The following is a 26,330-nucleotide window of genomic DNA, read 5'->3' on the forward strand; positions in this document are numbered from 1 at the left end:
CTGCTTTTTCGACAATAAGCAGTTTTTCCTGCTCCAGCTTGCCGATCTTCTTCTCATAGGCCTGGATGACGGTTTTCGTTTCCGCATCGATCAATCGGTTTAAGAGTGTCTCAACCTGCGTATCGATTTCCTTGATCTTGACCTCAAAGAGCGCAGCCTGTTCCTTGGCGCGACCCAGACGGATATCCCAGATATCTGCGAACATGGCTTTGGCAGCAGAGAGCACCGAGCGTGAGGGCAGTACGCCTGTCAGAAGATCGGCAAACTCATCTTCGATCACATCGCGGCGGATAGATTTTCGGTACGAGTCGCACCCTTTGTTGAAGCACATATAATAAGGATGCTTCTTGCCTGTTTTGCTTTTCGACCAGCAGGAGGTGAGCGGGCGATCACAGTCGCCGCAGACCACGGAGCCGCGAAGAGGAAAATCCTCATTGATATCTGCGCGGGCGGCAATGCGCGCGCCTTCTTTGATGCGTTCCTGGATGCGTGTGTAGGTCTCGAACGAGATCAGCCCTTCATGCTGTCCCTTCATCATGCGGATGCCCCAGGCAGGGACTTCGATGTAACCTGCATAGTGCGGGCGAGTGAGCAGTCGAATGACTTCTTCGTAGCGGACAAATCCACTTGGAAAACGACCGGCAAAGGCGGGTTCAGATTCCAAATAGGTCTTCACTTCGCTTTGCGACGCAAAACGCCCGTGGGCGAATCCATCTAGCGCCTCGGAAATGATCGTTGCAAGCGGCTCGTCCCGCACGAGGAGTTTGCCATGTCCTGCCTTGCGCTCATAGCGAAAGCCCGGAGGCGCGGGGAAACACCAGTATCCGTTCATCGTTCGGGCGCGCATGCGATTGGTGGTCTGTTCGCGGTTCTTTTGACGCTGGTGCTGAGAGACCGAGGCGAGCAGGTTTTCAATGAGGACAGAGTCAGAGTCTTCGCCGAAGGTGATGGAGGGGCTTTCAAGCTTGCCGCCGATGTCTTTCAGCGTGCGGCGCAGCGTCCAGTGGCTCTCAATGTCGCGCGCGAAGCGGCTGATATCATCAATAATGACGACAATGCCGTCGCGCGGTTCGGCCTTAATAAAGGCGATCAGGTCATTGAAGGAGGGGCGATCCATCAAACCGCCGGACACACCCTTTTCGTGAAAGGTGCGAATGACTTCGTATCCTTTGCGCTTCGCATATTCGCGGCAGCGCGTGGCTTGCGAGTCGAGGCCGTGGCCTTCTTCAACTTGTTTGGCGGAGGAGACGCGGCAGTAAATGACGGCGGCGTCCGGTTCTGTTTGTAGAATAGGTAAATGTTCTGCGCTCATCTGGGCTCCTTCTTTTTTACATTGTTGGAGGATGCCACTGTTTCAGGCGCTGTATCTTCAAGACAGAGGTAGTTTAGCACATCATCGAAGCCGATGTCGCTGTTTTGGTTTAGTTTCTCCCCAGCTTTGACGCTGAATCCCACGTCCACAAACGCGACCATGATTTGCCAGAGCGCACCCAAAAACTCCCTGGCCTGTTCGTCGTTGAAGTCACTGCCCTCCAGATGATCGCCGTAGCGCTCCAGCAATGCGGTCTTGCTGATGGATGTTGTGCTTAGCTCATTGGTTTTTCCTCTATTTTCCATGTTGTTGTCCTTTCTTGACTTATCGTTTGAGTGTCTGACGTCAGCGCCAATGGGCCAGTTTAGGGTGATTTGATAAGAGAGGGTTTCTGGCACATCGTAACCACCAAGGAGTGGAGATGAGACAGAATCCCGGAACCAAGCAGAGCCACGGCGAGAAGGTCGTCAAGGACATCCGTCGAGCGACCCGCAAACAGTATACGGCCGAAGAGAAGATCAGGATCGTGCTGGACGGCCTGAAGGGCGAGGACAGCATTGCCGATCTGTGTCGCCGCGAGGGTATTGCCCAGAGCCTGTATTACAGCTGGTCCAAGGAATTCCTCGAGGCCGGCAAGAAGCGTCTGGCGGGCGATACGGCTCGCGCGGCGACATCTACCGAAGTCAAGGATCTGCGCCGTGAGGCCCGCGATCTGAAGGAAGTCGTTGCCGAGCAGGCACTGGAGCTGCGGCTGCTCAAAAAAAGCATGATCGCGGATGGGGAAGACGACGAATGAGGTATCCCGCATCCGAGAAGCTTGAGGTTATCCGCTTGGTCGAAGGATCGCATCTGCCGACCAAGCGCACGCTGGACAAGCTCGGCATCCCCAGAACGACCTTCTACCGCTGGTATGATCGATATCTGTCGGGCGGCCCCGAAGCCTTGGAAGATCGCAGCCCCAGGCCGTCGCGGGTCTGGAATCGTATCCCGGAACCTGTTCGCGAGAAGGTCAAGGACCTGGCCCTGCAGGAAAGTGAGCTGTCACCGCGCGAGCTGGCCGTGCGCTTCACCGACACGGAAAAGTATTTTGTGTCAGAAGCTTCCGTGTATCGTATCCTCAAATCCTACGACCTGATCACCAGCCCGGCCTATGTGGTTCTGTCAGCGGCTGACGAGTTCCGGAACAAGACCACACGGCCGAACCAGCTTTGGCAGACCGACTTCACATACCTGAAGGTCATCGGTTGGGGCTGGTTCTATCTCTCGACGATCCTCGACGACTACAGCCGCTACATCATTGCATGGAAGCTCGGCACGACGATGAAGGCTGGCGACGTGACCGACACGCTGGACCTGGCACTGCAGGCTTCAGGCTGCGATCAGGCGACGGTCCTGCACAAGCCACGGCTGCTCTCGGACAACGGCGCCAGTTACATCTCGGGCGAGTTGACCAACTGGCTGGAAGACCGGCAGATGGGGCATGTCCGCGGTGCCCCGTATCACCCGCAGACCCAGGGCAAGATCGAGCGATGGCACCAGACCCTGAAGAACCGCATCCTGCTGGAAAACTACTACCTGCCTGGCGATCTCAGCCAACAGATCGACGCCTTCGTCGAAAACTACAACCACCGACGCTATCACGAGAGCCTGCAGAACCTCACACCGGCCGACGTCTACTTCGGACGCGGTCAGACCATCCTGCAAAAACGAGAACGGATCAAAAGGAAGACCATCGAAACCCGGCGCTTGCTTCACCGCAAACCCGCCGCATAATCAAACCAACCAGATGCGCCAGATACTCTCTTAGATCAGGCCGCCAACTGGCCCAAAAACTCTGACGACGGACACCAGCGGAAACCACGTTCCTTAGCCAGAAGGAAGCTTGTCGCATGACCACCACCACGCCAGAGTACTCAAGAAGCAGATCAAAGATTAGGTGAATCGGTCTTGAGCGAACGAGTTAATTCAGAAATTTCGTCGGCGCAGGAGATCCTTCGGAGGGCAATTTCCGAGGATGTACCACTTGTGGCAATCCTCGGCCAATCCATTCACAGCGCGTCGGATGGCAAGGACAGTGTTTGCCTTGCCGCCTTGGACCGGATAGGAGTAAAAGGTTCATCCTGGAGCGAAATCTTTTCTGCTGGAAAGCTAAACGCCGAATTTTACGGCTGGCTAGCTGAGCGTTTCGAAAGGAGAACCCCTTCCAGCGAGCTGGCCTCAATTTCTGATGTTCACTTTTCGGCTGTTTTTACTTCCTCTATTGATCCAGTTCTAAAGAACATGTTTGGAACTGATGGCCGACTTCCAGAGCCAATATTGGTGGGTGATCCGCCCCCGCCGGTCAGCCGAAGCAAGCTTCGACCACGTATCTACTACCTGTTTGGAATGACAGGGGCTGGAGTGTTTCAGCCGCCATCGACCCGACTTGAACTGCGTGCGCGCCGTGCCCAGCACGCAACGCCGATGTTAAACAGCCTGTTTGACGTTTCGACACCTCTGGGTGTTATCGTTGTGGCAGGATTGAACGCCGGTCAAGACTGGCTCAATACCGGCGAAATACTTGGTCATCTTAGTCGCGCAGCGACAGAGAGCGTACTTTGGTTCGGCCCCGATCCAGGCTTCGAAGGTGAGGATGCAGAAATCTTCGAAGAACTCATAGACGCAAACGTAATCATAAGGGATGAACGCTCATTAGGGGCTGTTATTGCTGAAGCAGAGTTGCATGGCGGGTCTGCCCAACTACAGGCTTGGAACGAGCCTGGGATAGTATCGTTCGATGATGGTAAGCGTCTTGTCACAACGCCCAGCATGCGGCTTAGTACCGAGGCATCGGCCTCGATTATAGATGACGCCTGGACGGATCACCTTCAGGGATTAGACGATGGTTTAAAAGAAAGTGCATTCTCTGTTTTTCATTCCATTCCAACCAGCTCTCGGGTGTTATTTGACGGCGTCCGCCATGGCTTCGCAATTCGGCGCGATTTTGAAGACGAGCTCCAAAGAGTGGTCGAAAGGGCAATTAAGAACCATTCTAATGAGAAGGGGGCGATTATCGTAAGCGGCCAATCGGGCGTCGGAAAGTCAATTGCACTGTTTCGCATCGCGGCCTCAATTAGGAAGAAGAGGTCAGCCGCCGTGCTTTTTGCAAGAGACCGTCTTCCGCTTGCGGTCGAACTTGGTGCGTTCTTGTCTGATGTTGATCGGTTGGATCACGTCACCCTCTTAATCGTTGATGCACTGGCTGCACCACGACGCTACGACACCCTCTTGGAAAGCTTTCGCAGCCGCGGCCATCGTATCGTGTTACTCGGTTCTTCATACAATACGGAAATGGTTGAGCACCGGCACGAAGGTCGCTTGGTCAATGCTCGCGCAGGACTCAGTGATGTAGAGCGAGAAGCTCTCGTCGAGTTATCCGAACAATTCAATCCTGGTCGAGAGATACAGGACAAAATAATTGCATCAGAGCATGTGCTAGCGCAGTTCTTTTGGCAACTTCCCCAAAGCAGATCAAGCTTAGCGAGGGGCTTAGTGCAAGAAGCCAGAAAAACCGAGAGAGTACTACGCGACCGTGGACGGTCGAAAAAGCCGGTCAAAGAAGTGGGTGCGCTCGCATTTGCTCTCCTAGAAGCGGGATATCGATCAGAGGCACCGATCTTGACTCAGCAGCCGGAAGCACAGAGCGAGAACGATTCTGCCGGCAAGCTCATCGACTACATCATGGCGTGCTCACGAGTGCATCGGTGGGTACCAATAAATCTGATTTTGCGGGCTCTGATGTCCGAAAGTCTAGCTTCACAGACTGGTATTGACATCGACCTTGTTCGCGAACTGTTTGAAGGAAATGATCTCTTCCGATGGCGGTATCATGACAACTCGGAGGACCAACTTCTTGTCGGAGCACGACTTCAACTCGAGGCTCAGTTGATCTGTGACCAACGACTTGGAGGAGCGGCATATGAGGCTAAGGCAATATTGGAGCTTGTCTCAAACGCAACACGCGCCGGACCGGATGGGGCGGAGGAAACACGGTTCGTTGCAGATATTGTCTATGCCCTTGGCCCAGATGGCCCGCTAGGAGAGCGGTATTCTGAGAGTTATGGTGAAATAGCAGCTGCTTTGACGTTACTTAGAAAAACTCGTGGTGTTCGCAATGCGCGTCTGATGTTACAGGAAGCCACTCTGCGTCGACACCATATCCGGAAGAACGAAACGAACCTGTCTGACGAAGATCGTTTAAGTATCTTGGACGAGGCGAGAGAGTCCGTTGAGGAGGCCCTGACCGATATTTCATTACCTAGCGGTGGGCTGAAAGCTGGGCGTCGTACGGTTGAATACCTTTGGGTTGAGCGAGCAGCAACATATGGATTTCTTGCAACCTCAGCGGCAAGAAACAATCATTCCACAGAGACAATTTGGGCTAACTACCTTGCTGCTCGTCAGGCGGTACGGAACGCTACTAGTAAGTCAGGCACATATTTTCCCATCGATATTTCGTTGTGGACTGCGCTTGGACTGCTTGAGTCCGATACTCACTTTGGGATTGAGCAGTCTGCAGAGCTAAAAGCGGATGTTGCAGCAACTATCGACATGGTAGACTTAGATGAATTGGACTCCTCGCAGGAAGAGAACTTCCAGCGGCAACGGCTAAGGGCTGCTGAACTTGTTGGCGACCTTGAAATGAGTGACGAAGCTTTTGACGCACTGGAAAAGGTCGGCTCTTCTGTTGGATACTACTTCAGAGCAAAAAATCTGGCGCCGTTGATCTCCTTTGAACAGGACTCAATCTCAGAGCCTGATCTCAGAAAGGCGAGGGCTGCAGCCGAATACCTCTTACAACATAGGGACCGCATCTCCGACGATAGCAGATGCATGCGCTTGTTACTTAGGTGCCTTTGGGTGTGGAAGACCGAAAGCCAAATGTTGCGCGGGCTACATGGTCCGCTTCCATACTCAGATGATGACAGGAACGAGATCCTCGGCGTCCTAACCGATCTGTCGTATTCAACTGGCGAAGACCTCCAACCAAATACCCGATACCTTATCGCAGTGTTCCGTTGGCTTGCTGGTGACGAACAGAGTGCCATTACTCAGTTTCGCCAACTTTCTCGAGATACCGAGTACATTGAAGGAAAACGTGTGCTGCCGCGAAATGTGATAACTGGCGCCACTCGTGAACCCATTATTTTCTCTGGAATTGTTCAACGGCAAATTGGAGAAAACCGTTGGTCAATCCACGTTGGCGAGCTTGGCCGCAAGGTAGATCTCGTTGAGGGAGGATGGGTGCGAGATGTATCAATCGGAAAGGAGTTGAAGTTCTCAATTTCATTCAACTACTTAGGCCCTATCGCGTCTCGACCAAGTTAGGACGTGGCATGGATGGTTTCAGTAAGATTCAAGACAAGGTCACTGCACTAAGAGCGTTGTGTGCAGAAAACATCGGCGAAACTGAGATTAGGGAAATCTCGGTCGACTTGCCCGAGTGTCCGTATGATGAACTGTACTTCCGGAAAGCGGTTTCTTGGCTTTATGTCCTGTTCAACGAAACGGGTCCTTTCTTGCGGTTCGCAGCAAAGCTGCTCCGAACCGATTCGCAAGTGAGCGAGAGATTCAAAAGTTGCAAATTCCTGGTTGAATGCGCTCGAACGGTGCACGCACATAACCTGTCTCAGGAAAATGCAAGCGATGAAAAAAGGAAAAGGCAGCATGATATCTGGATAATCCAAAACGGCGGTGATCCTGTTGACTGGGTCAAGTGCTGCAAGTCCCTTATGGACGAGGCGGAATTGGTGTTGCAGGATATTCTCTTAAAGATCGAGAAGATCTGTGAGATTGATTTTGATAAGAGGGAGCTATGGCGCGAGTATGCTTCTGACAAGCGCACGCATTGGGATGTTCATGAGTTTGATCCGATTATTGAAAAAGCTGCTATTGATCTGGAGATTGACCAACTGGACTATTCGCAATTTCGAAAAGACGGAGGGCGTCAGGAAAAATGGCGCAAGTACGCAGCTATGTTTGATTCGAGGGAGGCTGCAGAAAAAGCGGTCGAACGCGCAATTCTTACGGAGTTAGCCTCTATATTTGGCGTTGCACCTGTACCGTGAGCTTTTTTGGCGCAGAGGGTTTTGATGTTCGGAACGAAATCTTTGCTGCACACTTTGCTGCACAATTCGTAACACTCAACGATCCTGCGCCCAGCGAATTCAATACCTTAAGTGTTTGACTTAAAACAACTTTCGGACTTCGTCTCCGCCACATTCAAATGCTGAATCCGTCGAGGGGCCCCGATTGGGGCCTTTTTTCTTTTTGTTTCAAAGGGCGTTGGCAGGGCCATCCGCCCTTCGGAGACTCAGCGGTTGACGCAGAACCGGTCTCCGAATGGACCGGGTCTCTCTTCGAGCGCCCCTCGATGGCCATGGGACGGCGTAAAACATCCTTGCATTTTCAATGGGTTGCCGCGTTCACGGGCTCGCCCCGTTCGCGAGGTAATCCGGTGACGGAGACCGACACGAAGGCGCAGGGCGGTCGGGAGGACGGCTCCGTGGCGGCCGATCCCCAAGTCCGGCGGCAGCGTTCGAAGCGAGCCAGGAGCCTGCCGGAAGTCTCTGATGACAAACAGACTTCGTGCCCATAGCCTGGCGCAATGTCGAACGGGGCGTGGACAGATGAAGAGAACGACCTGATCGTCGCGGATCACTTCGCGATGCTGGCCGACGACATTTCCGGGCGCCGCTACAGCAAGGCCGAGCATCGCCGCGCGCTCATTCCGCTGCTGAACGATCGGTCCGAGGGGTCCATCGAGTTCAAGCACCAGAACATCAGCGCGGTGCTGAAGGGGCTCGGCGAGGACTGGATCCCCGGCTACAAGCCCGCGTTCAACTTCCAGATGACCTTGGTAGATGCCGTGGCGCGGTGGCTGGCGCTGAACCCGGCCTGGCTCGGGCGCCAACCGGGACTGCAACCCGCCGCTGGCCTACGCGAGGCGGCGCAGATCTGGATCGGGCCGCCGCCGACGCTGTCGAACCAGCCGCCGCCGCAGGAACTGGACCAGATGCTGCATATCGCCCGCAAGTTCGACGTGGCGGGCCGGGACGAGCGCAACCGGGCCCTCGGACGCGCGGGCGAGGAGCGCGTGCTGGCGCATGAGCGCGCGGCCTTGCGGACCGCGGGACGGGACGATCTGGCGCGCAAGGTGCGCTGGGTGTCGGACGAGGATGGCGACGGCGCGGGCTACGACATCGCGAGTTTCGCCCCGGACGGGTTACCGCGGCTGATCGAGGTCAAGACGACGAACGGATGGGAGCGCACGCCCTTCCACATCACCCGCAACGAACTGGCCGTGGCCGAGGAGCGTCGGTCGGAATGGCGTCTGTTCCGCCTGTGGAATTTCTCACGCGAGCCGAAGGCGTTCGAACTGCACCCGCCGCTTGACGCGCATGTCTCGCTGACGGCGACAACGTTTCAGGCGAGCTTTCACTGAGGATCAGTCGAACACCCGCTCCGGCTGTTCGTGCCACGGCAGGGCCGCGACGTCGGTCAGTTTCAACAGGGTCACGGCGGGCACCTCGCGCTTGTAGACCAGTCGCTTGAGGACACCCGGCGCGAGATAGGCGAGCCGCAGCTGGCGGCTGACATGGCGTTCGGCAAGCCCCACCGCTTTCGCCAGATCGGTCACCGTGTTGAATTCACCAGCCTCCATGCGCCGCCGCCAGCCCCACGCCCGATCGATGGCGCGCAGGATATGCGGATCCTGTGTCCGGTCTTCGCTGGGCAGATAGGTGGCGGGCGGCATGATCTTCGGCCGCCCGTTCTGCTTGCGGACCTTGAGCGGCACGAAGATCTGGAGGGACTCGTCTGGTTTCATCATTCCGCCGCCGCCTTCTTTCGTGGCGCCATCATGTCGCGCATGACGCCCGAGACGCCGTCGGTCCGGACATCGATCACCAGCCCCTCGGACGTCACAGTGACCCGGCGCACCAGCAACTGCACGATCCGGGTCTGCTCCGCAGGGAACAATTGGCCCCAGACGTCCTCGAACGTCTGCAGCGCGGAGATCACGTCGGCCTCGGCGAAGGCGTGATCCTCGCGCGCCAAATGGGCGATGACCTGTGCCGTGATCGACGGGGCGCGCATCACCCGCCTCAATTCTGTGACCACGGCCGCTTCCACGAGTTCGGCAGGAAGACGGCGCGGGATGCACTCATCGCTGGGTTCGCGATTTTTGATGACGTCCATCGAGACGTAATACCGGTATCGCCGCGCGCCCTTCTTCGTGCTGCTCGGGGTCATGGCGGCGTCCGTGGCCGTAAAGATCAGCCCTTTGAGCAATGCAGGCGCCTGCGCGCGGGTGTTGTTGGCGCGCTTTCGTGGGCTCTCGCGCAAGATGGCATGGACCTGATCCCATAGCTTCTGGTCGATGATGGCCTGATGCTCGCCGGGATAGGCTTTGCTCTTGTGGACGGCGTCGCCGCGATAGACGCGGTTCACCAGCACTCTGTAGAGGTATCCCTTGTCGACCAAGGTGCCCTGCTTGTTGCGGAGCCCTTTGCGGCGCAGTTCGCGGGCCAGCACGGTCGCTGATCCGACCTCGACGAAACGTTCGAAGATGCCCCGCACGGTGGCGGCCTCTTCCTCGTTCACCACGAGCTTGCGGTCCTTCACATCGTACCCGAGCGGGACGTAGCCGCCCATCCACATTCCCTTCATCCGGGAAGCGCGGACCTTGTCGCGGATGCGCTCGGCTGTGACCTCGCGCTCGAACTGGGCGAAGCTGAGCAGGATGTTCAGCGTCAGCCGCCCCATGGAAGTCGTCGTGTTGAAGGACTGCGTGACCGAGACAAAAGTCACGCCGTTGCGGTCGAAGACCTCGACCAGCTTCGAGCAGTCCATCAGCGAGCGCGACAGGCGGTCGATCTTGTAGACGACCACCACATCGATCAGGCCTTCCTCGATGTCTGCCAGAAGCTGCTGGAGGCCGGGCCGTTCCAGCGTCCCGCCCTAGATGCCGCCGTCGTCATACTGATCGCGGACCAGCACCCAGCCTTCGGAGCGTTGGCTGGCGATGTAGGCCTCGCAGGCCTCTCGTTGGGCGTGCAGGCTGTTGAACTCCTGTTCGAGCCCTTCCTCGGAGGATTTGCGCGTGTAGATGGCGCAGCGCTGGCGGCGGACGGGATTTGCGCGCTGGTCCATCAATCACTCCCCCGCTTTCGTTCGCGCAACCCGAAGAAGCGGTAGCCATTCCAGCGCGTCCCGGTGATCGCTCGCGCGATCGCGGACAAGGATTTGTACGGTCGCCCCTGCCACTCGAAACCGTCCCGCAAGACGGTGATGGTGTGCTCGACCTCATTCCATTCGCGGATCAGCTTTGTGTCGACCACGGGATTGCGAGGATCGGCGATCTGGCTCTTGCGCGTCAGGGTGCCGCCGACCTCGTCGGCCAGCAGGCCCAGCATGCGCCGGTTTCGCGATCAGGGCCGCCATACGTCAGTTCCTGGATGCGGTAGGCCAACCGGCTCTCAAGGAACGCTGGGCTGTTGTTCGGCGCTGCCGAGGCAAAGATCGTCTGCCACTCTGACTTAAGCTGGGTGACGGACATGGAGTTCAGCGCAGCTGTGCCGATCAGAAGCTTTCGGCGGAAAAAGTGTCTTGGATCATCTGGTTCTCCGTTCGAGATTACATGTGTGGACTGGCCGGTCAAAGATCGACCCGCCTGAGCCGCAACGCATTGCTGATCACCGAGACGGAGGACAGGCTCATCGCCGCCGCCGCGATCATCGGCGAGAGCAGAAGTCCGGTGACCGGGTAGAGAAGCCCTGCCGCGATGGGGACGCCAAGGGCGTTGTATGCGAAGGCGAAGAACAGGTTCTGCTTGATGTTGCGCAGGGTGGCGCGGGCGAGCTTGCGGGCCCGCACGATGCCCATCAGGTCGCCGCCCAATAGAGTGATGCCTGCGCTTTCCATCGCAACATCGGCTCCGGTGCCCATGGCGATGCCCACATCGGCAGCGGCCAGCGCGGGCGCGTCGTTCACCCCGTCGCCCGCCATCGCGATCTTGTGGCCTTCTCGGCGCAACTGGTCGATCAGGTCCTTCTTGGCCTCGGGCAGGATTCCCGCGCGCACCTCGTCGATGCCGAGCTTGCCCGCCACCGCCTGTGCCGTGCGCTCGTTGTCGCCGGTCGCCATGATCACGCGCAGCCCCTGGGCATGAAGTTCCCGGATGGCCTGCGCGGTACTCTCCTTGATCGGATCGGCGACCGCCACAATGCCGACGAGCGCGCCGTCGAGTGCGATGAACATCGCCGTCTTGCCCTCGGCGCGAAGGGTGTCGGCCTTTGCCTCGGCCTGCGTGGAATCGAGCCCCATCTCCTTCATCATCGCCGCATTGCCGAGCGCCACCGCGCGCGCGCCGACGCGGCCCTGCACGCCCTTGCCAGTCACGGCGTCGAAGTCCGTGGCCTCCTGACGTGGCGCACCCTGCGCCTCTGCTCCCTCGACGATCGCTTCGGCCAGAGGGTGTTCCGAGCCGCGCTCCAGCGCCGCAGCCAGCGACAGCAGGTCGGCCTCGGTGACGTCGCCCAACGCCACGGTGTCCGTCAGTTTCGGCTTGCCCATGGTCAGCGTGCCGGTCTTGTCGACGATCAGCGTGTCGACAGCGGCCATACGCTCCAGCGCCTCGGCGTCCTTGATCAGCACGCCCGCCTGTGCGCCGCGCCCTGCCGCCGTGGTGATCGAGATCGGGGTCGCAAGCCCCAGCGCGCAGGGGCAGGCAATGATCAGCACCGACACGGCCGAGGCGATGGCGAAGACCAGCGCGGGCTCGGGGCCGAAGATCATCCAGACGACGAAAGCGACGATTGCGATGACGACCACGGTTGGCACGAATACCGCCGACACGCGGTCGGCCAGACCCTGGATCGGTGCGCGCGAGCGGCGCGCGTTCGACACCATCGCGACGATTTGCGCCAGCACGGTATCAGACCCGACCTTGCCCGCCTCCATCACCAAGGAACCGTTCTTGTTGATCGTTGCACCGGTCACCGCATCGCCCGGTCCCTTTTCGACCGGCATCGACTCGCCGGTCAGCATGCTTTCGTCCAAGGACGATCGGCCGTCGATCACCGTCCCGTCCACCGGCACGGCATCGCCGGGGCGCACGCGCAGCCGATCGCCCTCCATGATGTTCTCGAGCGGCGCGTCGTATTCAGTACCGTCCGGCAGGATGCGCCTTGCGGTCTTCGGCGCCAGGTCCAGAAGAGCGCGGATCGCATCCCCGGTGCGTTCGCGCGCTCGGAGTTCCAGCACCTGGCCCACGAAGACCAACGCGACGATCACCACCGCCGCCTCGAAATAGGTGCCGACGCCGTGGCCCATCCGGTACTGTTCCGGAAACACGCCCGGCAGGAAGGTGGCGACGAGCGAGTAAAGGTAGGCCGCCGCCACGCCGATGCTGATCAGCGTCCACATGTTGGGGCTGCGGTTCACGAAGGAGTCCCAGCCGCGCCGGAAGAAGGGCAAGGCGGCCCAGAGGATGATTGGCGTGGCCAGCACGAACTCCAGATAGCTTGCGGTCTGATGCCCGATCCAGTCGCGCACTGGCAGCGCCACCAGTTCGCCCATGGTCAGGATGATGAGCGGCACCGCCGCGGCAGTCGAGATCCACATCCGTCGGGTGAAGTCGGTCAATTCCTCGCTGGGCTCGTCCGAGGGCACCATCGGCTCCAGCGCCATGCCGCAGATCGGGCAGGCCCCCGGCGCGTCGCGAACGATTTCGGGATGCATCGGGCAGGTGTACTGGACGTTGGCCGGAGCAGCCTTCTTCTGCCCGGCGGCCCGGCCCGAAGCGTAGAACCACGGATCCGCCTTGAACTTCGTCTGGCACTTCTCCGAGCAGAAATGAAAGGTCTCGCCCTGGAACTCGGCGTGACGTCCGTCCGGCTTGACCGCGACTGTCATCCCGCAGACCGGGTCCTTCGCCGTCTCGGTCCCCGCCGGGATGTCGGGCGCCGCGTGATGGTGATCGTGCTCCATGGTCTGCCAGCCTTTCGGTATCTCGTTTCAGCTTGCGGCCTCCAGCCGTTGGAAGCTCAAGCCCTTTTCATTGGTGGTCGTGAGCGCCTTCTCCAGGCCTTCTCCGCATCGCCACCCAAAGCAGCGGCAAACCCGACACGAGGCCGAAACCGAGCACTGCCCAGGCTGCGCGCCCAAAGTCTCCGCTGACCGCCTCTCCGCCGAAATGCGCCAGCAGGAAGCTTGCCGGGACGATGCCCGCCAGCGTCGCGAGCGCGAACCGCCAGACATGCAGACGGCTGAGTCCGGCAGCGTAGCTGATCATGTCGAAGGAGACGAAGGGCATCAGCCGGCTGGCAAAGACCGTCGCCGTCAACGCGGATTGGGACCCGAGCAGCCCGGCATCGACGCGATCGCCGAACACCCGCCGCAGGACGTCATGCCCCAGAACCCGCGCGAGGCCGAATGCGATCAGCGCCCCGAGCTCCGCGCCGATCACGACCTGCACCGTACCCCAGAGATGTCCGTAGGCCGCTCCCGCCGCCAGCGCGATGGGTGCACTCGGGATCGGGCTGGCCACGACCGCGACGGTCATGAGCGTAATGATCAGGGCCGGGCCCCAGAGACCCGCATGCGCCACCAGCATTTCCAAGCGCTCGCCGTCCAGAAGTCCGCGAGCCTCGGCGAACACCGAGGGCGCGACCAACCAGACGCCGAGCAGGACGATCCCGAAGATCGTAAGGCCCGCGAGAATGGCGACGCGCAGGCTCATCTCAGATCGCCTCGACGGCCTTCGCCAGAAGGTCGCGGACATCGCCCGCCACGGCCGTCAGTCCAGCGTTCTCGATCGCTTGCATCGACGCCACCGGATCGATGGCGCTGACCTCTACGCCGCCCTCGACCTCGCGCAGAATGACATTGCAGGGCAGCATCGCACCCACCCGCGGCTCTATCCCGATCGCCTGATGCGCCATCTTCGGGTTGCAGGCGCCGAGGATGCGATAGGCCGGCATCTCGACATCGAGCTTCTTTTTCATCGTTGCCTGGACGTCGATCTCGGTCAGGACGCCGAAGCCATGATCCGCCAGCGCCTGTCGCGCGCGGGCGTCTACGTCATCGATTCCGGTGTCGGGGACCATTCGATTGATCGTATAGGTCATTGCGAACTCCTTTCTTCTATTTCCGAAGATACTTGCTCAGCGCTGCTATGGCCAAAACCACCAGCACGAGGATCAGCAGGCCGAAGAGCCAGCCAAACCCCATCCCGAAACCCATTCCATGCCCATGTCGTTCCAGTTCATCATCTCAAATTCCCGCATTCTTGCTTCAGGGTGCCCTGTTCCCGGCCCTCGCGAAAACTTGGGGCAGGACTGATTGGTAGCGGGACGTCGGGGCGCTCGATCCGAACGCCCCGCCCGGATCAGACCGAGGCTGTGACCGCACACTCTGTCATCATGCCCGTCGTAAGGCGCGGCATGTGGTGACAATGCAGCATCCAAAGGACGACCTCGAGCGCGTCTCGGGAGAAATCGACCATCGAGGTCTGCGCGACAGTATAAACCGGATTCAGGAGCGCCGGCTTTATCCAACGCTCCTGGATCTTGCTTTACCTGAAAGCGGTCACGGTAAGCTTTCCATTGACTCGGTCCGCGACGAACTCGATGTCCTGTCCTTCAGACATTTTGGCGATCATGTCCTCATCGGCGCGGAACACCATGGTCATCGCAGGCATATCAAGTGCGACCAGGGGACCATGAATGATCGTTACCTTTCCGGCTTCGGCGACGATTTTCTTGATGGTTCCGGTTGCATACTCGACATCTGGTTGCGCCATCTGCTCGCCTACGACGATCGGTCCATGCATGCCGGATTCGTAATGGCCCGGGATCAGGCATGCGAATTCAAATGAGCCGGTGTTCGAGAAGGTCCAGACAACTTCACCGGACGCTCCCGGATCCAGCCGGACCGAATTGGGATCGTCATGCTCCATGTCCATCTTGGCCATGGCTTCTTTGTGCTCGGCGTTGCCCATCATCGTATCAATGACGAATTCATGCTCCAATTCACCATTGTTGACCACAGTGAAGCGGATCGTCTCGCCCTCGACGATATCCAAGGATTTAGGCTCGAACAACATTTCGCCGTCATCCGTTTCCCGCATCGTCACGTCAATGGTGCGCGTCACCTTGGCAGGGTCGCCGGGCACGCCGATCATCATTTCCTCAGCCATCGCAGCGTGATCATCGCCGTGCCCACCTTCGTGGATTCCGGCGGCGAATGCCGGCCCGGTGAGAGCGAATGCGAGAGTTGTCGTCAGAAGAAGTTTTTTCATTTCTTTGTCCTGTGGTCTCGTAGGTTGAATTGAAGAGCCATTCAGCCCTTGGAGGTCGGTTTCGGTGTGAGGAGGGTCTTGGGGCTGTTGTTGGTGGCGAACTCTGGCAATTCACCAGTCCATTCATAGGCTTGTTCGCCCGGGGGGTTTTCGTACCAGCCTGGATCCGAGTAATCGTCCGCGCCGATGCCATCGCGCACTTTGACGACCGAGAACATGCCACCCATTTCAATCGGGCCATGCGGCCCCCAGCCTGTCATCATCGGTATGGTATTGTCCGGAAGCGGCATTTCCATCACGCCCATATCGGCCATCCCGGCGGTACCCATGGGCATGTATTCCGGTTGGAACGTGCGGATCTGCCGGGCCAGTTGCGTCTTGTCCACACCGATGAACGTTGGCACATCGTGGCCCATCGCATTCATGGTGTGATGCGACTTGTGGCAGTGGATCGCCCAGTCGCCCAGGTGATCGGCGACGAACTCGTAGGCCCGCATGGCACCCACAGGGATGTCGATGCTCACCTCCGGCCATTGTGCGGTTTCCGGCACCCACCCGCCATCGGTGCAGGTGACCTTGAAGTCGTAGCCATGCATGTGAATCGGGTGGTTGGTCATCGTCAGGTTGCCGACGCGCACGCGCACCCGATCGCCCCTGTTGACGACCAGCGGGTCGATGTCCGGGAAAATCCGGCTATTCCATGTCCAGAGGTTGAAATCGGTCATCGTCATGATGCGTGGCACATAGGTGCCTGGGTCGATGTCGAACGCATTCAGCATGATGAGGAAATCACGATCCACCGGCATGAAGGCTGGGTCTTTCGGATGGACCACGAACATGCCCATCATTCCCATGGCCATCTGCACCATCTCGTCCGCATGCGGATGATACATGAAGGTTCCGGATTTGATCAGATCGAACTCGTAAACGTAGGTTTTACCAGGCGGAATCCCAGGATGCGACAGCCCGCCAACCCCGTCCATGCCAGAAGGCAGGATCAGCCCATGCCAATGGACCGTGGTATGCTCGGGCAGCTTGTTCGTGACATAGATGCGCACCCGGTCGCCCTCGACCGCCTCTATGGTCGGGCCGGTGGACTGGCCGTTATACCCCCAAAGATGCGCGATCATGCCGTCGGCCAGCTCTCGCTCGACGGGTTCGGCAACAAGGTGGAATTCCTTCACACCGTTGTTCATTCTATGTGGCAACGTCCATCCGTTGAGCGTGACGACCGGATTGTAGTCCGGTCCCGAACTGGGGCGCGGCGTGATCGCGGTTGCCGCGCTGTCCATCTGCGCCGCCTCAGGCAGTCCCATGTTCAGGGTCTTGCCCCATGCCTGGCCGGAGACCAGCGCTGCACCTGCGGCGCCAGCCCCGAGCAATTGACGTCTGTTCAACATGTCATTTCCTTTCAGTGTCCAGCGCCGCCACCGGCGGCCAGTGATACGCCTTCTCCACCGGCACCCGCGCTGCCTGCACCACCGCCGTAGATCGCAGCGGTCAGATCGGCCTGGGCCATATAGAATTCGCGTTTCGCATTTGCTGCCTCCAGTTCGGCGCTGAGCTTCTCGCGCACGTCCGTCAGCAGCTCAAAAGTGTTGGTGATCATGCCGTTGTAAGACAGCAGACCTTCTTCCTCGGCGGTCGTCCTAAGTGGAACGAGTACGTCACGGTAGTGTCGGGCGATTTGGTAGGATGCGTGATATGCGGTTTCCGCACCGCGCGCTTCGGATCGGACGTTGACGGCCCGCTCGGCAAGCACGTTGGCCGCTTGCAGATAGGACAATTCCGCCGTGCGCATCCGGGCCTTGCCACTGTCATAGACCGGGATCGCAAATTCCACTTCCACTTGCGGAGTGGTAACGGTTTCCGTTTCGCCGTCCTCTACCTCCCGCTCTGCCTCGAACCCCGCGACGATTTCAAGATCGCTGACAATGCGGGTCTGGTCGGTCAAGCCAAAGGCCCAGGCCTGTGCTTCCAGGCCAAGTTTGGCAACGCGCAGATCAACCCGGTTTTGCAACGCTTTTGCTTCAATGTCAGTCACATGACCGACGGAACCCGGCAGGGCAGGAAGCGCGTCGGGCACATAGAAATCGACTTCGGCGCCCCAGAGTCCCATCAATCGGGTCAGTTGCTCTTTTGCCTTGGCCGCATCAAGCCGCGCCCTTGCAAGTTGCCCGGCAAGCTCTGCGTTGAACGCCTGTTCGCGGGCCTGCCCGGCCTTGTTGAGCGCCCCCGTCTCGCCCAACCTGAGCGCCAGTTCCGAACCAGCGTCCGAAGTCGCCTTGGCGCGGGTCAGGTAGCCAACGGTTTCGAAAGCCGCAACGGCGTTGATCCAGGCCTGACGCGTTTGGTTGGCGAGGGTGAGCGTATCGTTCACGGCGCTCAGTTGCGCTTGACGAAAGCTGGCATCGGCGATCGCCATTCGCTGCTTGCGTGTGGTCGCATCCAGAATGTTGGTGCGGATCAGGCCCTCGACGGCCCGATAGGCACCCAGTTCCGGAGCGCCGATTCCCAGAAGCCCGATGGAGACGACGGGATTTTCCGGCGTCGCTTGCTGCCATGCTTCGGCTGCCGACAGCCCCACATTGGCATAGGACGCCTGTAACCCCTTGTTGTTGAGCAGCGCGACTTGAACGGCGGTATCTGCCGATATTGTCCTGCGATGCACCATGCCGTGCACTTCGCGGCTCAGCGCCTCATTTTCGGCCTGCGTCTGGGCAAAGACCGCGCGTTTGCCAATCGCCGGCGTGATCTGACCGGCCACATTGGCAAAGCCCGCCTTTTGCTCGGTATAGACGCCGGGCACCGCGGTCGCGCAAGCTCCCAGCAGCAGCGGAAAGCCGATTGCGAGCGGAGATTTCGATATCCGCATCAGTTGTCCTCCGACTGTTCTTGATTGACGGACCGCCAGTCGCGTGGGCCAGTGGGGCCACGATAGGTGTAACCAGCGAATGGATCTTGGTAGGACACTGGTGATGAAATGGTCGGGTCGCTGATCGCCAGTTGCCCCGCCACAGCGGGCAACGGCGTAGGCTCGTAGGCGCACGCGCCAAGCAAGAAGGCCGAAGCCCCGATAGGTAGAAGTATTTTCATGAATGGAACCTGACTGATTGACTTCGAACTCACGCACAACCGTGCGCAAGGCAAAGACCCGCTAAGGGTCTTGGGTCAGATCAGGAACCGGGGAGGTCGCAGAAAACCGGCGGGTTTGATCGAGGTCGTCTGCACGAGACGCGCCGCGTATCTGCTGCTGGTCACATGGTCAGAAAAACCGACGCCCGTCTCGATGAGGACGCCCGAAACACATATTCCGCCACAACACTGAGTGGAGAACTGGTCTCCATCATCTGCCGTTGACATTGAGCCGCATGTCTCGTGCAGCGAAGCAGACGGCGTCGTTCCGTGCGAACCGGCACTGTCCGCATGTTCCCGACTGGCGGCAACGGTGTGATGGTTGCCATGCATGCCCGACGCCGCATGGGACACAGAGGGCAGGGAAAACACCAGAGCAATCGCAAAGCAAAGGCAAACAAGCGACTTCAGCCAAGCAAAGATATGTAATTGCAGGTGCATGTACGGGGTGTCCGCAAATTAAGAACATTTGTCAATCCATCCTGTATCGGAAGGAAGCTGACTTTCGCGTGAAATGGCTAGCACTTCGCCGGGAACGCGGCCCCAGCCAACAGGAGAGTGTGTAAGCGGCGGACTGACCGTCCCTTGATCCTCACCTTCTACTCGCGCCACGCTCGTTCGCATACCGAGTAGAGGAACGTAGCGGACCAGGTCAGCACCATGAAGCCGCCGAGCGACTGCATCATGTTGATCATCCGTATCGTCCCCCCGGTCTCGATCTGCGTGTAGCCGAGCGTTGCAAAGTTGATGCCGGAGAAGTAGATCAGCCCGCCCCAGCTCGCGTCGTAGCTGCCCCCGAGGCCTCCAAAGCCGCCCCAGCCTAGCAGTGCCCAGTAGACTACGGCAAAGGCGAGGATCTCGATCGTGTGGAGCGTCAGCAGACCGAGGAACACGACCATGATGGCCGCCTGCGGGCTCTCGTTCGAGTTCGGCTTCATCCCGCGAACCGCCAGGAGGCCATAGTGGTGGCCGATCCCAAGTGCGCCAACCAGCACAAAACCGAGCAGAAGAGCCACCCTTCATCTCCTTCACGAACTTAAGGTGCCGCCGGACGTGACCGGTCAGACGCGAGAGGCGCGCCGCTATCCCAGCCAATACATCCGGATCGGCATCCAGATCGCCATGGCGATCATCATCAGGTTTTCGCTCAGCGAGACGAAGCCGAGCGGCACGTTACTCGATCCGCCAACGCAGGCGCATTTCAGTTCGCGCTTGTCGATGTAGACCGCCTTGAAGACCGAGACCGCGCCGACCGTGCCGATAAAGAGCGCGACCGGCGCTGCGACCCAGATCAGGGCACCCGCGATCATCAGGATGCCGGCTAGGGCCTCACCGAACGGGTAGACGTATCCGTATCGGACCCAGCGGCGCGCCAGCAGGTCGTAGTTCAGGAACATCGTCGAGAAGCTCTCGACGTCTTGCAGCTTCTGGACCGCCAGCAGGCACATGCTGATCGCGATGAACCATTCGAACGCCCGGATGCTGAGCAAGGTCCCGAACGCATACCAGCTGACCGCGAGGGCCATGAGGAAGGCGACCGAAAAGACCGCGATGACCGGCTGATAGCTGGTCTCGCCTTCGTCCTTGACCTCCTGCCCGAAGTGCTCGCGCAGGTCGTCGTAGCCGCCGATGCGCTCGTCGCCGACGAAGATCTGGGGGGTCGTGTCGACGTCGTACTCTCTTTTGAACGCTTCGGTCTCGTCGCGGGTCTTGAGGTGGTGATCCTCGACCGTGAATCCGTGGCGTTCGAGCAGGTCCTTTGACTTGAGCCCGTAGGGGCAGAGGTGATCGGGCATCACCATCCGGTAGAGCGTTGCGGTCTTGCCGCTCTGATCCAGTGCCATGTGGAGCCTCCTTCGAGAAGTTCGATTCTCCTATTTCAATCGGCCTGGCATCCATAGAAGCCGCGATAGCCAACCGTCGGTCCCTGATCGAGCTCGAAGACGAGCTCGGCGTCCGAACGCCAGTCGGCCTCGTCCCCGAGCGGACGGACGGTCATGGTGACGCCCAGTGCAGTGAACTCGAGACCGCCATCGGTCTCAGCGCCCGCCTCGAGGGGCACGAGCACGCCGTTGAGCTTCGTGGCTGCCAGGCCGCCCTCCGACGCCCACAGGATCGGATCGGTCTCGAGGCTGCGGTTGAAGACGCAGCGGGGGCCGAGCGGCGTTTGACGGAACGGTGCATCGTGGTGTCAAGCGTCCACCGGACCGCGTCCGCGTGCTGGTCGGATGCCGCCACGTTGTAGGCGCCCGTGTAGGCGATGGTGAGCCAGACCGCGACAGCCACGAGGAGCGTCCCGATGATGCCGCCGATGATCCCAATGGCCAATGGATGCTTCTGCATGAATGATCTCCCCTGCTGACCGCTGTGACGAACCGGATTCTGTGCACGATCGCCCGAGGTACTCCTCTGGAGTATGCTTCTTAAACAGGAGGCCGCCGCCGTTGTTCCCGGAAACTTTTCAGGTCAGAGGTGGTTCATCCGGCACGAACCGAGGCTTTGAACGATGAAAGATCGCAAGCAGGACGCACTTCAGCGGCTTGCCCGCCTTGGGGGCCAAGTGCGCGGCGTCGCGCGGATGATTGAGCAGGACCACTACTGAATCAACATCCTGAACCAGGCGCTCGCGGTCCGTTCCGCGCTTTCGCAGGTCGAGATGTTGATCCTTCAGGATCATTCGGATGGATGCGTGGAAGACGCAATTCTAGCGTCTGTCCCAGAGGAACAGCGCCAGAAGTTTCGTGAGCTAGTCAACGTGTTCGAAAAGGTCTGTCGGTAGCGGCGGATGGTTCTAATACAGATATTTATAACAATGACTTAGGGTGGAGAGGGTTGGATTTCAGGCCCGTCCCCTCCGGCAGACCGCCTTCGCGACTGAAACCCGGCCTGCGCGCGAAGCGCTGGCTGATACCTTGCCGTTTGCTCTGTCCATTTTACTTCTCATTGATCAGCTTTGTTGCCGTTGCCTTGATAATGTCGAAGCCTTTGCGGACGTCCTCGTTCTCCGGGCTCAGGAAGTGTTGCAGGGCGATGCCGAATGAGGCGGAGAGGATGAAGCGGGTCACCGCAGTGGCCGAGAAGCTGTCCGCGCGCGCGCTGTCGGTCTCGTCGCGCACGATGCGGCTTTGCATGATCTGCGCGACGCCCGAGGTGAAACCGGCCACCTCCGCCTGGAAGTCCGGCGAACTCATCGCGAAGTTGAAGAATTCCAGGAAGTTCCGGTAGGTGTCGGGGCTGTCATTGAGAACCGAGGCGTTGTAATCGACAAGCGCGCCCATCCGTTCCGCCATGGTATCATGCCCGCGAAGCCGGGTGTCGAGGCCCTCCATATAGCCCTGCTGCATGCGCTTGAGAACCGCGGCAAAGAGGCTGTCCTTGTTGCCGTAATAGTAGCTGAGCTGGCTGAGCACGACGCCGGCTTCCTCGGCGATCCCGCGCAGGGTGACCGCGCCGCAGCCGCGCGTCGCGATCGAGCGGAACGCGGCGTCCAGAATGCGTTCCGCCGCAGCCTCGCCCTTGGCGCTCGCGGCGGCGTCCTCAAAGCCAGAGTATCCTGTGGTTTTCACCCTCGGCATCACGCCCCTCCTGTTCCCGTCAGATCGACCTGCCGAGTGAAGAGACCGAGCCGTTCCCACTTCAGCGGCCGCGCAATTTCCTGATGATCGTCACGATAATGGCCGTAGCGATCGCACCGCCCGCGAGGCCGCCACCCGCATCGCCCAGCATCGCGAAAAACGAGTTTTCGTTACCGACGATCATACCGACCACCTGACCGAGAACAAGCCCTCCGGCGCCCCCGGCGGTGATTTTGACCGTCTGCCTGATGTCTTCCCATTTACGATTGGCGCTGATCATTTGGCCGCCAAAGATGCCCATGGCGAGCTGGACGACGAGTGTAACGAACACTTCCATTCAATATGCCTCTTTCATGTCGTGAAAACCGTGTTTGACGCGGGGTTTGACACGGGCGGGGGGCCAGTCACGGGATCGCCGCCCATGCACTGGTCTCTCATCTTTTGTTTTCACCCGGATGCTTGCTGTGTCTGACTGCCTTCAACGCCGTGTCGAAATGGGCGGCCGAAATCGGGAACGGCGCGAAATCCTGGCCGTGCTGAGCCTCGATCGACGCCGCTATCGCCTGCATCTTGGCCCTCTGGCAGAGCGCCGCCAGATCCGCGCCGTTGAGGCCCTGGGCCGCCTCGGCGATGCGGGCGAGATCGACATCCCCGTCAAGGGGAGCGTTTTGGCAGTGCACCTTGAGAATGGCAAGACGTGCGTCCCGGTCAGGCTCCGGCAGGTCGATGACAAGATCGAACCGGCCCGGCCTCAGCAACGCCTGGTCGATGATATCGGGCCGGTTGGTGGCGGCCAGGACGACGACCCCGGAGCTGCCATCAATCGCGTCGAGTTCAAGCAGGAACTGACCGACCATACGATCGCCGATCTGGCCATCGCCGGTGCTCTTGCCACGGGTCGGCGCAATCGCGTCAAGCTCGTCGAAAAAGAGGATCGAGGGCGCCGACTGACGGGCGCGGCGGAACACGTCGCGGATGCCGCGTTCGGATTCGCCCACCCATTTGGACAGGAGCTCGGGGCCGCGCGCGACAATGAAATTCACCTCCGTCGTCGTGCCGACCGCCTGCGCCAGCAACGTCTTGCCCGTGCCCGATCCGCCGGTCAGCAGAATGCCCTTGGGCGCATGGGCGCCAGCATGCCGGAACCGGGCGCCGTAGAGCAGCGGCCAGTCGATCGCCTGTTGCAGCAGGCGCTTTTCCTTCGCCAGTCCCCCGATGTCGTCCCATTGGGTCTCCGCGATATCCGTCGAGAGTTCGCGGATGGTGGACAGGCGAAAACTTGCCAGCGCGTCCTGAAAATGCGCCATCGTGACAAAAAGCGGCGCGCGCGTATCGCCGCTCTGATCGCCTCTTTGACTGTCGCGCGCGCTGGCCATGCCCGCCTCCCGGCAAAGCGCGGCCAGATCGGCCCCCAGAAAGCCATGCGTCACGGCGGCCACCCGCTCCAGATCCACATCGGCAGACAGGGGCATGAACCGCGTGTGGATGTCGAGGATTTCACGCCGTCCCGCCTTGGTCGGCGGGTTGATCGAAATCTCGCGGTCAAAGCGGCCCGGCCGCCGCAGCGCCGGGTCAACGGCATTGGGCAGGTTGGTCGCGGCCATGACCACCACCTTGCCGCGCGAGGTCACGCCATCCATCAGCGCGAGAAGCTGGCCCACGACCCGCTTTTCGACCTCGCCCAGCACCGTTTCCCGGTTCGGGACAAGGGCATCGATCTCGTCGATGAACAGGATGGTGGCCGGGTGTTTCTGTGCCTCTTCAAAGACTTTTCGCAAGACCTCCTCGGACTCGCCATAATGTTTCTGGATGACTTCGGGGCCGTTAATCGACAGGAAGAAGGCATCGGTCTGTTGGGCGATGGCGCGGGCGATCAGGGTCTTGCCGCAGCCCGGGGGGCCATAGAGCAGCAACCCGCGCGGCGCCTCGACGCCAAGCTGCGCGAAGATTTCGGGGCGCCGCAAGGGCAGTTCGACCATCTCGCGGATACGGGCGATCTCGGTGGAGAGGCCGCCGACATCCTGATAGGACACCCGTCTGTTGCGGGGATCGACGACGGAAATCGACGTCTCCCGATCAACCAGGACCGGCCCGGGGGGCACGGTTTCGACCACACGCAGACACGCGCCGTCCTGCTCGATCAGGGTGCCGCGCATCAGCACGCGCTCATTGAGCGTCTGCATGTCGGGAACAGGTATGGGCCGGGGTGTGGCGCTGTCTTCGGCACCGAAGAAGCGCGCCAAAGCGCCGCCCTTTGCCGGGGGTTCGCGGTCCACGACGCCAAACACGATGCGCGTGGCAGGTGTCGGCTGCACCGCTTCGATAGTTACTGCGCCCGTTCCTGCGCCAGTCGCCGCGCCAAGCATCGGAGCGAGGGCAAGATGTCCCCGCGCGATGTCCTTATGCGCCACAAGGCGGCCAGCCGCCCGCGCCACCGCCGTGACCATCACGCAATCGCCGTCCCTCCAGCCCCGCGCCGCCATATCGTCAGGGTTCAGCGCAACGTGATCGCCCCTCCCGCCGGATGTGGCGGGAGGGGCGGAAAGCGTGAACGCCGCAAAGGCGTCGTCAGTCATCGTCATCCCTGACTGCGGCTGATGGCCTGGCCTATGCCCGGCACCGCAGGGATGCGCACGCGCTTGATGTCCTTCACCATGTACGGACCGAAGGCGAAGGTGAACAGGCCATAGCTGATAAAGGCGACATGGAAGGACCAGTAACCGTTCAGTGCGAAGATGCCTGTCTTGAAGTAGGGCAGGAAGGTCAGCGGCAGGAACGACAGACCCGAGAACATCGCAAGCGACGCCACCCATTTCGGCACCAGTCCGGGTTTTTCCTTGTCGGTCATGACCATGATGAAGATGGCGGCCACCTCGATGGTGGTGATCCAGTAGGTCATGTCAAAGAAATACCAGGCAATGAAATGAACCATCTTGATTGTTTCAGGATCGGCAACCCCGGCCACTTCGGCGCACCAGGCCCACATCGCGGGGACGAACATCAGCACCCAGCCGGTCAGAAGGCCGCCGCACAGCTGAATAAGAGACAGGATCGGGACCGTCTCGCGCCGCCACATCTGAACGCTTACCTGACAGGCCCAGACCAGATAGAGAATGCCGAAAGCGGTTGAGAGGCTTTGCCCGAGCAGGATACGATCCTGATATTTCAGGTAGAAATTATCGACGAGTTCCTGCGCCGTGAACGACGGATCGGGCGGCGGATAGTTATGCGCCATGACCACCCAGGCCAGGCCATAAAGCACGACAAACGCCGGGCCGCACCATGCCGCCAGTATTTGAATTTGACGCGTTAATTTTTCATCCATGACGGACCTCCGAGGGGTAAGGTTCAAGCGCCGGCGCTGGCGAGCCCGCAGAACGGACTCCCGACAACTCACCCTCAAATATCAGACGGACGTCCGATTGTCCACGCAAATGCCGAAATGGACGCCGCAGCGCCACGGCAGAGAAAAAGCACAATGAACTGAAGGCGTTGCCCACCTCAACCAGAACCTGTTTCCGCCCCTGTGCCATGCTCACCTCTGATCGCGGCATGGCGCGATGACTTCAACCATCACCGCCCGCGTTCAAGCCTCGCCGGCCGGACACCGGTGGAATATGTTAACCGCTCAAAGAAAGACCAACCCCTGAACAGAGCTAACTTGTTGACGCTGGCTTCAGGGGGAGAAGGTCACGATGACCTGGAGGGCATGCCGGATTGAGCGGACAAGAGTGGTTCTTCGGTACGCGCAGAGCCACGACCATACAACGCTTGAAATGAGGCAAAACCCCGGAACTCTGGCATCCGATCCAAATTCGCACCCAGCAGAAACGAAAACCGCAGGCCACAGCCGCCGGCATTTCACCGGGATGTCATCAGGTGCCTGCGATTGACCGGCACGCCTTGCTCATCTTCAACAAACAGCAGAACTCTGATCAAGCTGCGGGGTTGCAGGGCTATCTGCCCC

The 26,330-nt window shown here is 59.7% G+C and carries 22 protein-coding genes and 5 pseudogenes; 6 read left to right on the plus strand and 21 right to left on the minus strand.

The window, feature by feature from the left end:
• Positions 1 to 265: 265 nt before the first annotated feature.
• A pseudogene (locus tag TQ29_RS20345) lies at positions 266 to 1,312 on the minus strand (recombinase family protein); the annotation flags it as partial.
• The gene (locus TQ29_RS14085; RefSeq protein WP_054539671.1) at positions 1,309 to 1,617 is read right to left on the minus strand and encodes a hypothetical protein; all 309 of its coding nucleotides are present in this window, start codon (positions 1,615 to 1,617) and stop codon (positions 1,309 to 1,311) included. The gene TQ29_RS14085 and the pseudogene TQ29_RS20345, both read right to left, overlap by 4 nt.
• A 116-nt stretch (positions 1,618 to 1,733) precedes the next feature.
• Here TQ29_RS14085 and TQ29_RS14095 point away from each other — a divergent pair.
• The 4 genes from TQ29_RS14095 to TQ29_RS14110 all read left to right on the plus strand — a co-directional run bounded on the left by TQ29_RS14095 (position 1,734) and on the right by TQ29_RS14110 (position 8,795).
• Positions 1,734 to 3,085 (plus strand): IS3 family transposase gene (locus tag TQ29_RS14095; RefSeq protein WP_157445566.1). Its coding sequence is split into 2 segments (ribosomal slippage): positions 1,734 to 2,070 and positions 2,070 to 3,085, totalling 1,353 coding nucleotides; the frame shifts between segments, so codons are not numbered across the junction.
• 174 nt (positions 3,086 to 3,259) lie between these two features.
• Complete coding sequence (locus TQ29_RS20715; RefSeq protein WP_157445592.1) at positions 3,260 to 6,679, plus strand: hypothetical protein; 3,420 nt, start codon at positions 3,260 to 3,262, stop codon at positions 6,677 to 6,679.
• 8 nt (positions 6,680 to 6,687) lie between these two features.
• Positions 6,688 to 7,419, plus strand: coding sequence for a hypothetical protein (locus TQ29_RS14105; RefSeq protein ID WP_054539673.1), 732 nt, complete (start codon positions 6,688 to 6,690; stop codon positions 7,417 to 7,419).
• Between the two features lie 539 nt (positions 7,420 to 7,958).
• Entirely contained in the window at positions 7,959 to 8,795 is an 837-nt protein-coding gene (locus TQ29_RS14110) for a DUF3883 domain-containing protein (RefSeq protein ID WP_054539674.1), read from the plus strand.
• Between the two features lie 3 nt (positions 8,796 to 8,798).
• On the opposite strand, the gene TQ29_RS14115 is transcribed toward TQ29_RS14110, so the two are convergent.
• From TQ29_RS14115 to TQ29_RS21135, 15 genes and pseudogenes are all read right to left on the minus strand, one after another.
• Complete coding sequence (locus TQ29_RS14115; RefSeq protein WP_054539675.1) at positions 8,799 to 9,182, minus strand: hypothetical protein; 384 nt, start codon at positions 9,180 to 9,182, stop codon at positions 8,799 to 8,801.
• Positions 9,179 to 10,504 (minus strand): annotated as a pseudogene (locus TQ29_RS14120) (recombinase family protein). Before TQ29_RS14120 ends, TQ29_RS14115 begins: the two are co-directional and overlap by 4 nt.
• Positions 10,504 to 10,910, minus strand: a pseudogene (locus TQ29_RS14125) (DUF2924 domain-containing protein). Before TQ29_RS14125 ends, TQ29_RS14120 begins: the two co-directional pseudogenes overlap by 1 nt.
• 98 nt (positions 10,911 to 11,008) lie before the next feature.
• Positions 11,009 to 13,342 carry a heavy metal translocating P-type ATPase gene (locus TQ29_RS14130; protein ID WP_054539676.1) on the minus strand — a complete coding sequence of 778 codons (2,334 nt, stop codon included), beginning with the start codon at positions 13,340 to 13,342 and terminating at the stop codon, positions 11,009 to 11,011.
• A 67-nt stretch (positions 13,343 to 13,409) separates the two neighbouring features.
• On the minus strand, positions 13,410 to 14,093 hold the full coding sequence (locus tag TQ29_RS14135) for a TVP38/TMEM64 family protein (RefSeq protein WP_054539677.1): 684 nt from the start codon (positions 14,091 to 14,093) through the stop codon (positions 13,410 to 13,412).
• Between the two features lies 1 nt (position 14,094).
• On the minus strand, positions 14,095 to 14,481 hold the full coding sequence (locus tag TQ29_RS14140) for a DUF302 domain-containing protein (protein ID WP_054539678.1): 387 nt from the start codon (positions 14,479 to 14,481) through the stop codon (positions 14,095 to 14,097).
• A gap of 260 nt (positions 14,482 to 14,741) precedes the next feature.
• Positions 14,742 to 14,858, minus strand: a complete 117-nt coding sequence (locus TQ29_RS21300) for a multicopper oxidase domain-containing protein (RefSeq protein ID WP_157445593.1) — start codon at positions 14,856 to 14,858, stop codon at positions 14,742 to 14,744.
• Between the two features lie 69 nt (positions 14,859 to 14,927).
• Complete coding sequence (locus tag TQ29_RS14145; protein ID WP_054539679.1) at positions 14,928 to 15,653, minus strand: copper-binding protein; 726 nt, start codon at positions 15,651 to 15,653, stop codon at positions 14,928 to 14,930.
• A 41-nt stretch (positions 15,654 to 15,694) separates the two neighbouring features.
• Positions 15,695 to 17,053 carry a multicopper oxidase family protein gene (locus TQ29_RS14150; protein WP_157445594.1) on the minus strand — a complete coding sequence of 453 codons (1,359 nt, stop codon included), beginning with the start codon at positions 17,051 to 17,053 and terminating at the stop codon, positions 15,695 to 15,697.
• A gap of 11 nt (positions 17,054 to 17,064) precedes the next feature.
• The gene (locus tag TQ29_RS14155; RefSeq protein ID WP_054539681.1) at positions 17,065 to 18,528 is read right to left on the minus strand and encodes a TolC family protein; all 1,464 of its coding nucleotides are present in this window, start codon (positions 18,526 to 18,528) and stop codon (positions 17,065 to 17,067) included.
• A 296-nt stretch (positions 18,529 to 18,824) separates the two neighbouring features.
• Positions 18,825 to 19,229 carry a hypothetical protein gene (locus TQ29_RS20720; RefSeq protein ID WP_157445595.1) on the minus strand — a complete coding sequence of 135 codons (405 nt, stop codon included), beginning with the start codon at positions 19,227 to 19,229 and terminating at the stop codon, positions 18,825 to 18,827.
• A gap of 158 nt (positions 19,230 to 19,387) precedes the next feature.
• A complete protein-coding gene (locus TQ29_RS14160; protein ID WP_054539682.1) occupies positions 19,388 to 19,804 on the minus strand; it encodes an ion channel in 417 nt (138 codons plus the stop codon).
• Between the two features lie 66 nt (positions 19,805 to 19,870).
• Positions 19,871 to 20,632, minus strand: coding sequence for a glutaredoxin family protein (locus tag TQ29_RS14165; protein ID WP_054539683.1), 762 nt, complete (start codon positions 20,630 to 20,632; stop codon positions 19,871 to 19,873).
• Between the two features lie 35 nt (positions 20,633 to 20,667).
• Positions 20,668 to 20,856, minus strand: a complete 189-nt coding sequence (locus tag TQ29_RS14170) for a hypothetical protein (RefSeq protein WP_054539684.1) — start codon at positions 20,854 to 20,856, stop codon at positions 20,668 to 20,670.
• A gap of 393 nt (positions 20,857 to 21,249) precedes the next feature.
• Positions 21,250 to 21,465, minus strand: a complete 216-nt coding sequence (locus TQ29_RS21135; protein ID WP_054539685.1) for a hypothetical protein — start codon at positions 21,463 to 21,465, stop codon at positions 21,250 to 21,252.
• Between TQ29_RS21135 and TQ29_RS20360 the strand changes: the two are divergent.
• Positions 21,367 to 21,567: pseudogene (locus TQ29_RS20360) on the plus strand (metal-sensing transcriptional repressor). The gene TQ29_RS21135 and the pseudogene TQ29_RS20360 overlap by 99 nt on opposite strands.
• A gap of 154 nt (positions 21,568 to 21,721) precedes the next feature.
• Here TQ29_RS20360 and TQ29_RS14180 read toward each other — a convergent pair.
• The 4 genes from TQ29_RS14180 to TQ29_RS14195 all read right to left on the minus strand — a co-directional run bounded on the left by TQ29_RS14180 (position 21,722) and on the right by TQ29_RS14195 (position 25,688).
• Positions 21,722 to 22,363 (minus strand): TetR/AcrR family transcriptional regulator, encoded by a 642-nt coding sequence (locus tag TQ29_RS14180; protein ID WP_054539686.1) that lies wholly within the window; start codon positions 22,361 to 22,363, stop codon positions 21,722 to 21,724.
• Between the two features lie 61 nt (positions 22,364 to 22,424).
• Positions 22,425 to 22,700, minus strand: coding sequence for a hypothetical protein (locus TQ29_RS14185; RefSeq protein WP_054539687.1), 276 nt, complete (start codon positions 22,698 to 22,700; stop codon positions 22,425 to 22,427).
• 97 nt (positions 22,701 to 22,797) lie between these two features.
• A complete protein-coding gene (locus TQ29_RS14190) occupies positions 22,798 to 24,945 on the minus strand; it encodes an AAA family ATPase (RefSeq protein ID WP_207642714.1) in 2,148 nt (715 codons plus the stop codon).
• Entirely contained in the window at positions 24,942 to 25,688 is a 747-nt protein-coding gene (locus TQ29_RS14195; RefSeq protein ID WP_054539689.1) for a hypothetical protein, read from the minus strand. Before TQ29_RS14195 ends, TQ29_RS14190 begins: the two co-directional genes overlap by 4 nt.
• Before the next feature lie 175 nt (positions 25,689 to 25,863).
• Here TQ29_RS14195 and TQ29_RS21140 point away from each other — a divergent pair.
• Positions 25,864 to 26,084: pseudogene (locus TQ29_RS21140) on the plus strand (integrase core domain-containing protein); the annotation flags it as partial.
• Positions 26,085 to 26,330: the final 246 nt, after the last annotated feature.

Origin of the sequence: Actibacterium sp. EMB200-NS6 (genome assembly GCF_001305615.1) — a bacterium.
Lineage (GTDB): Bacteria > Pseudomonadota > Alphaproteobacteria > Rhodobacterales > Rhodobacteraceae > Actibacterium_A > Actibacterium_A naphthalenivorans.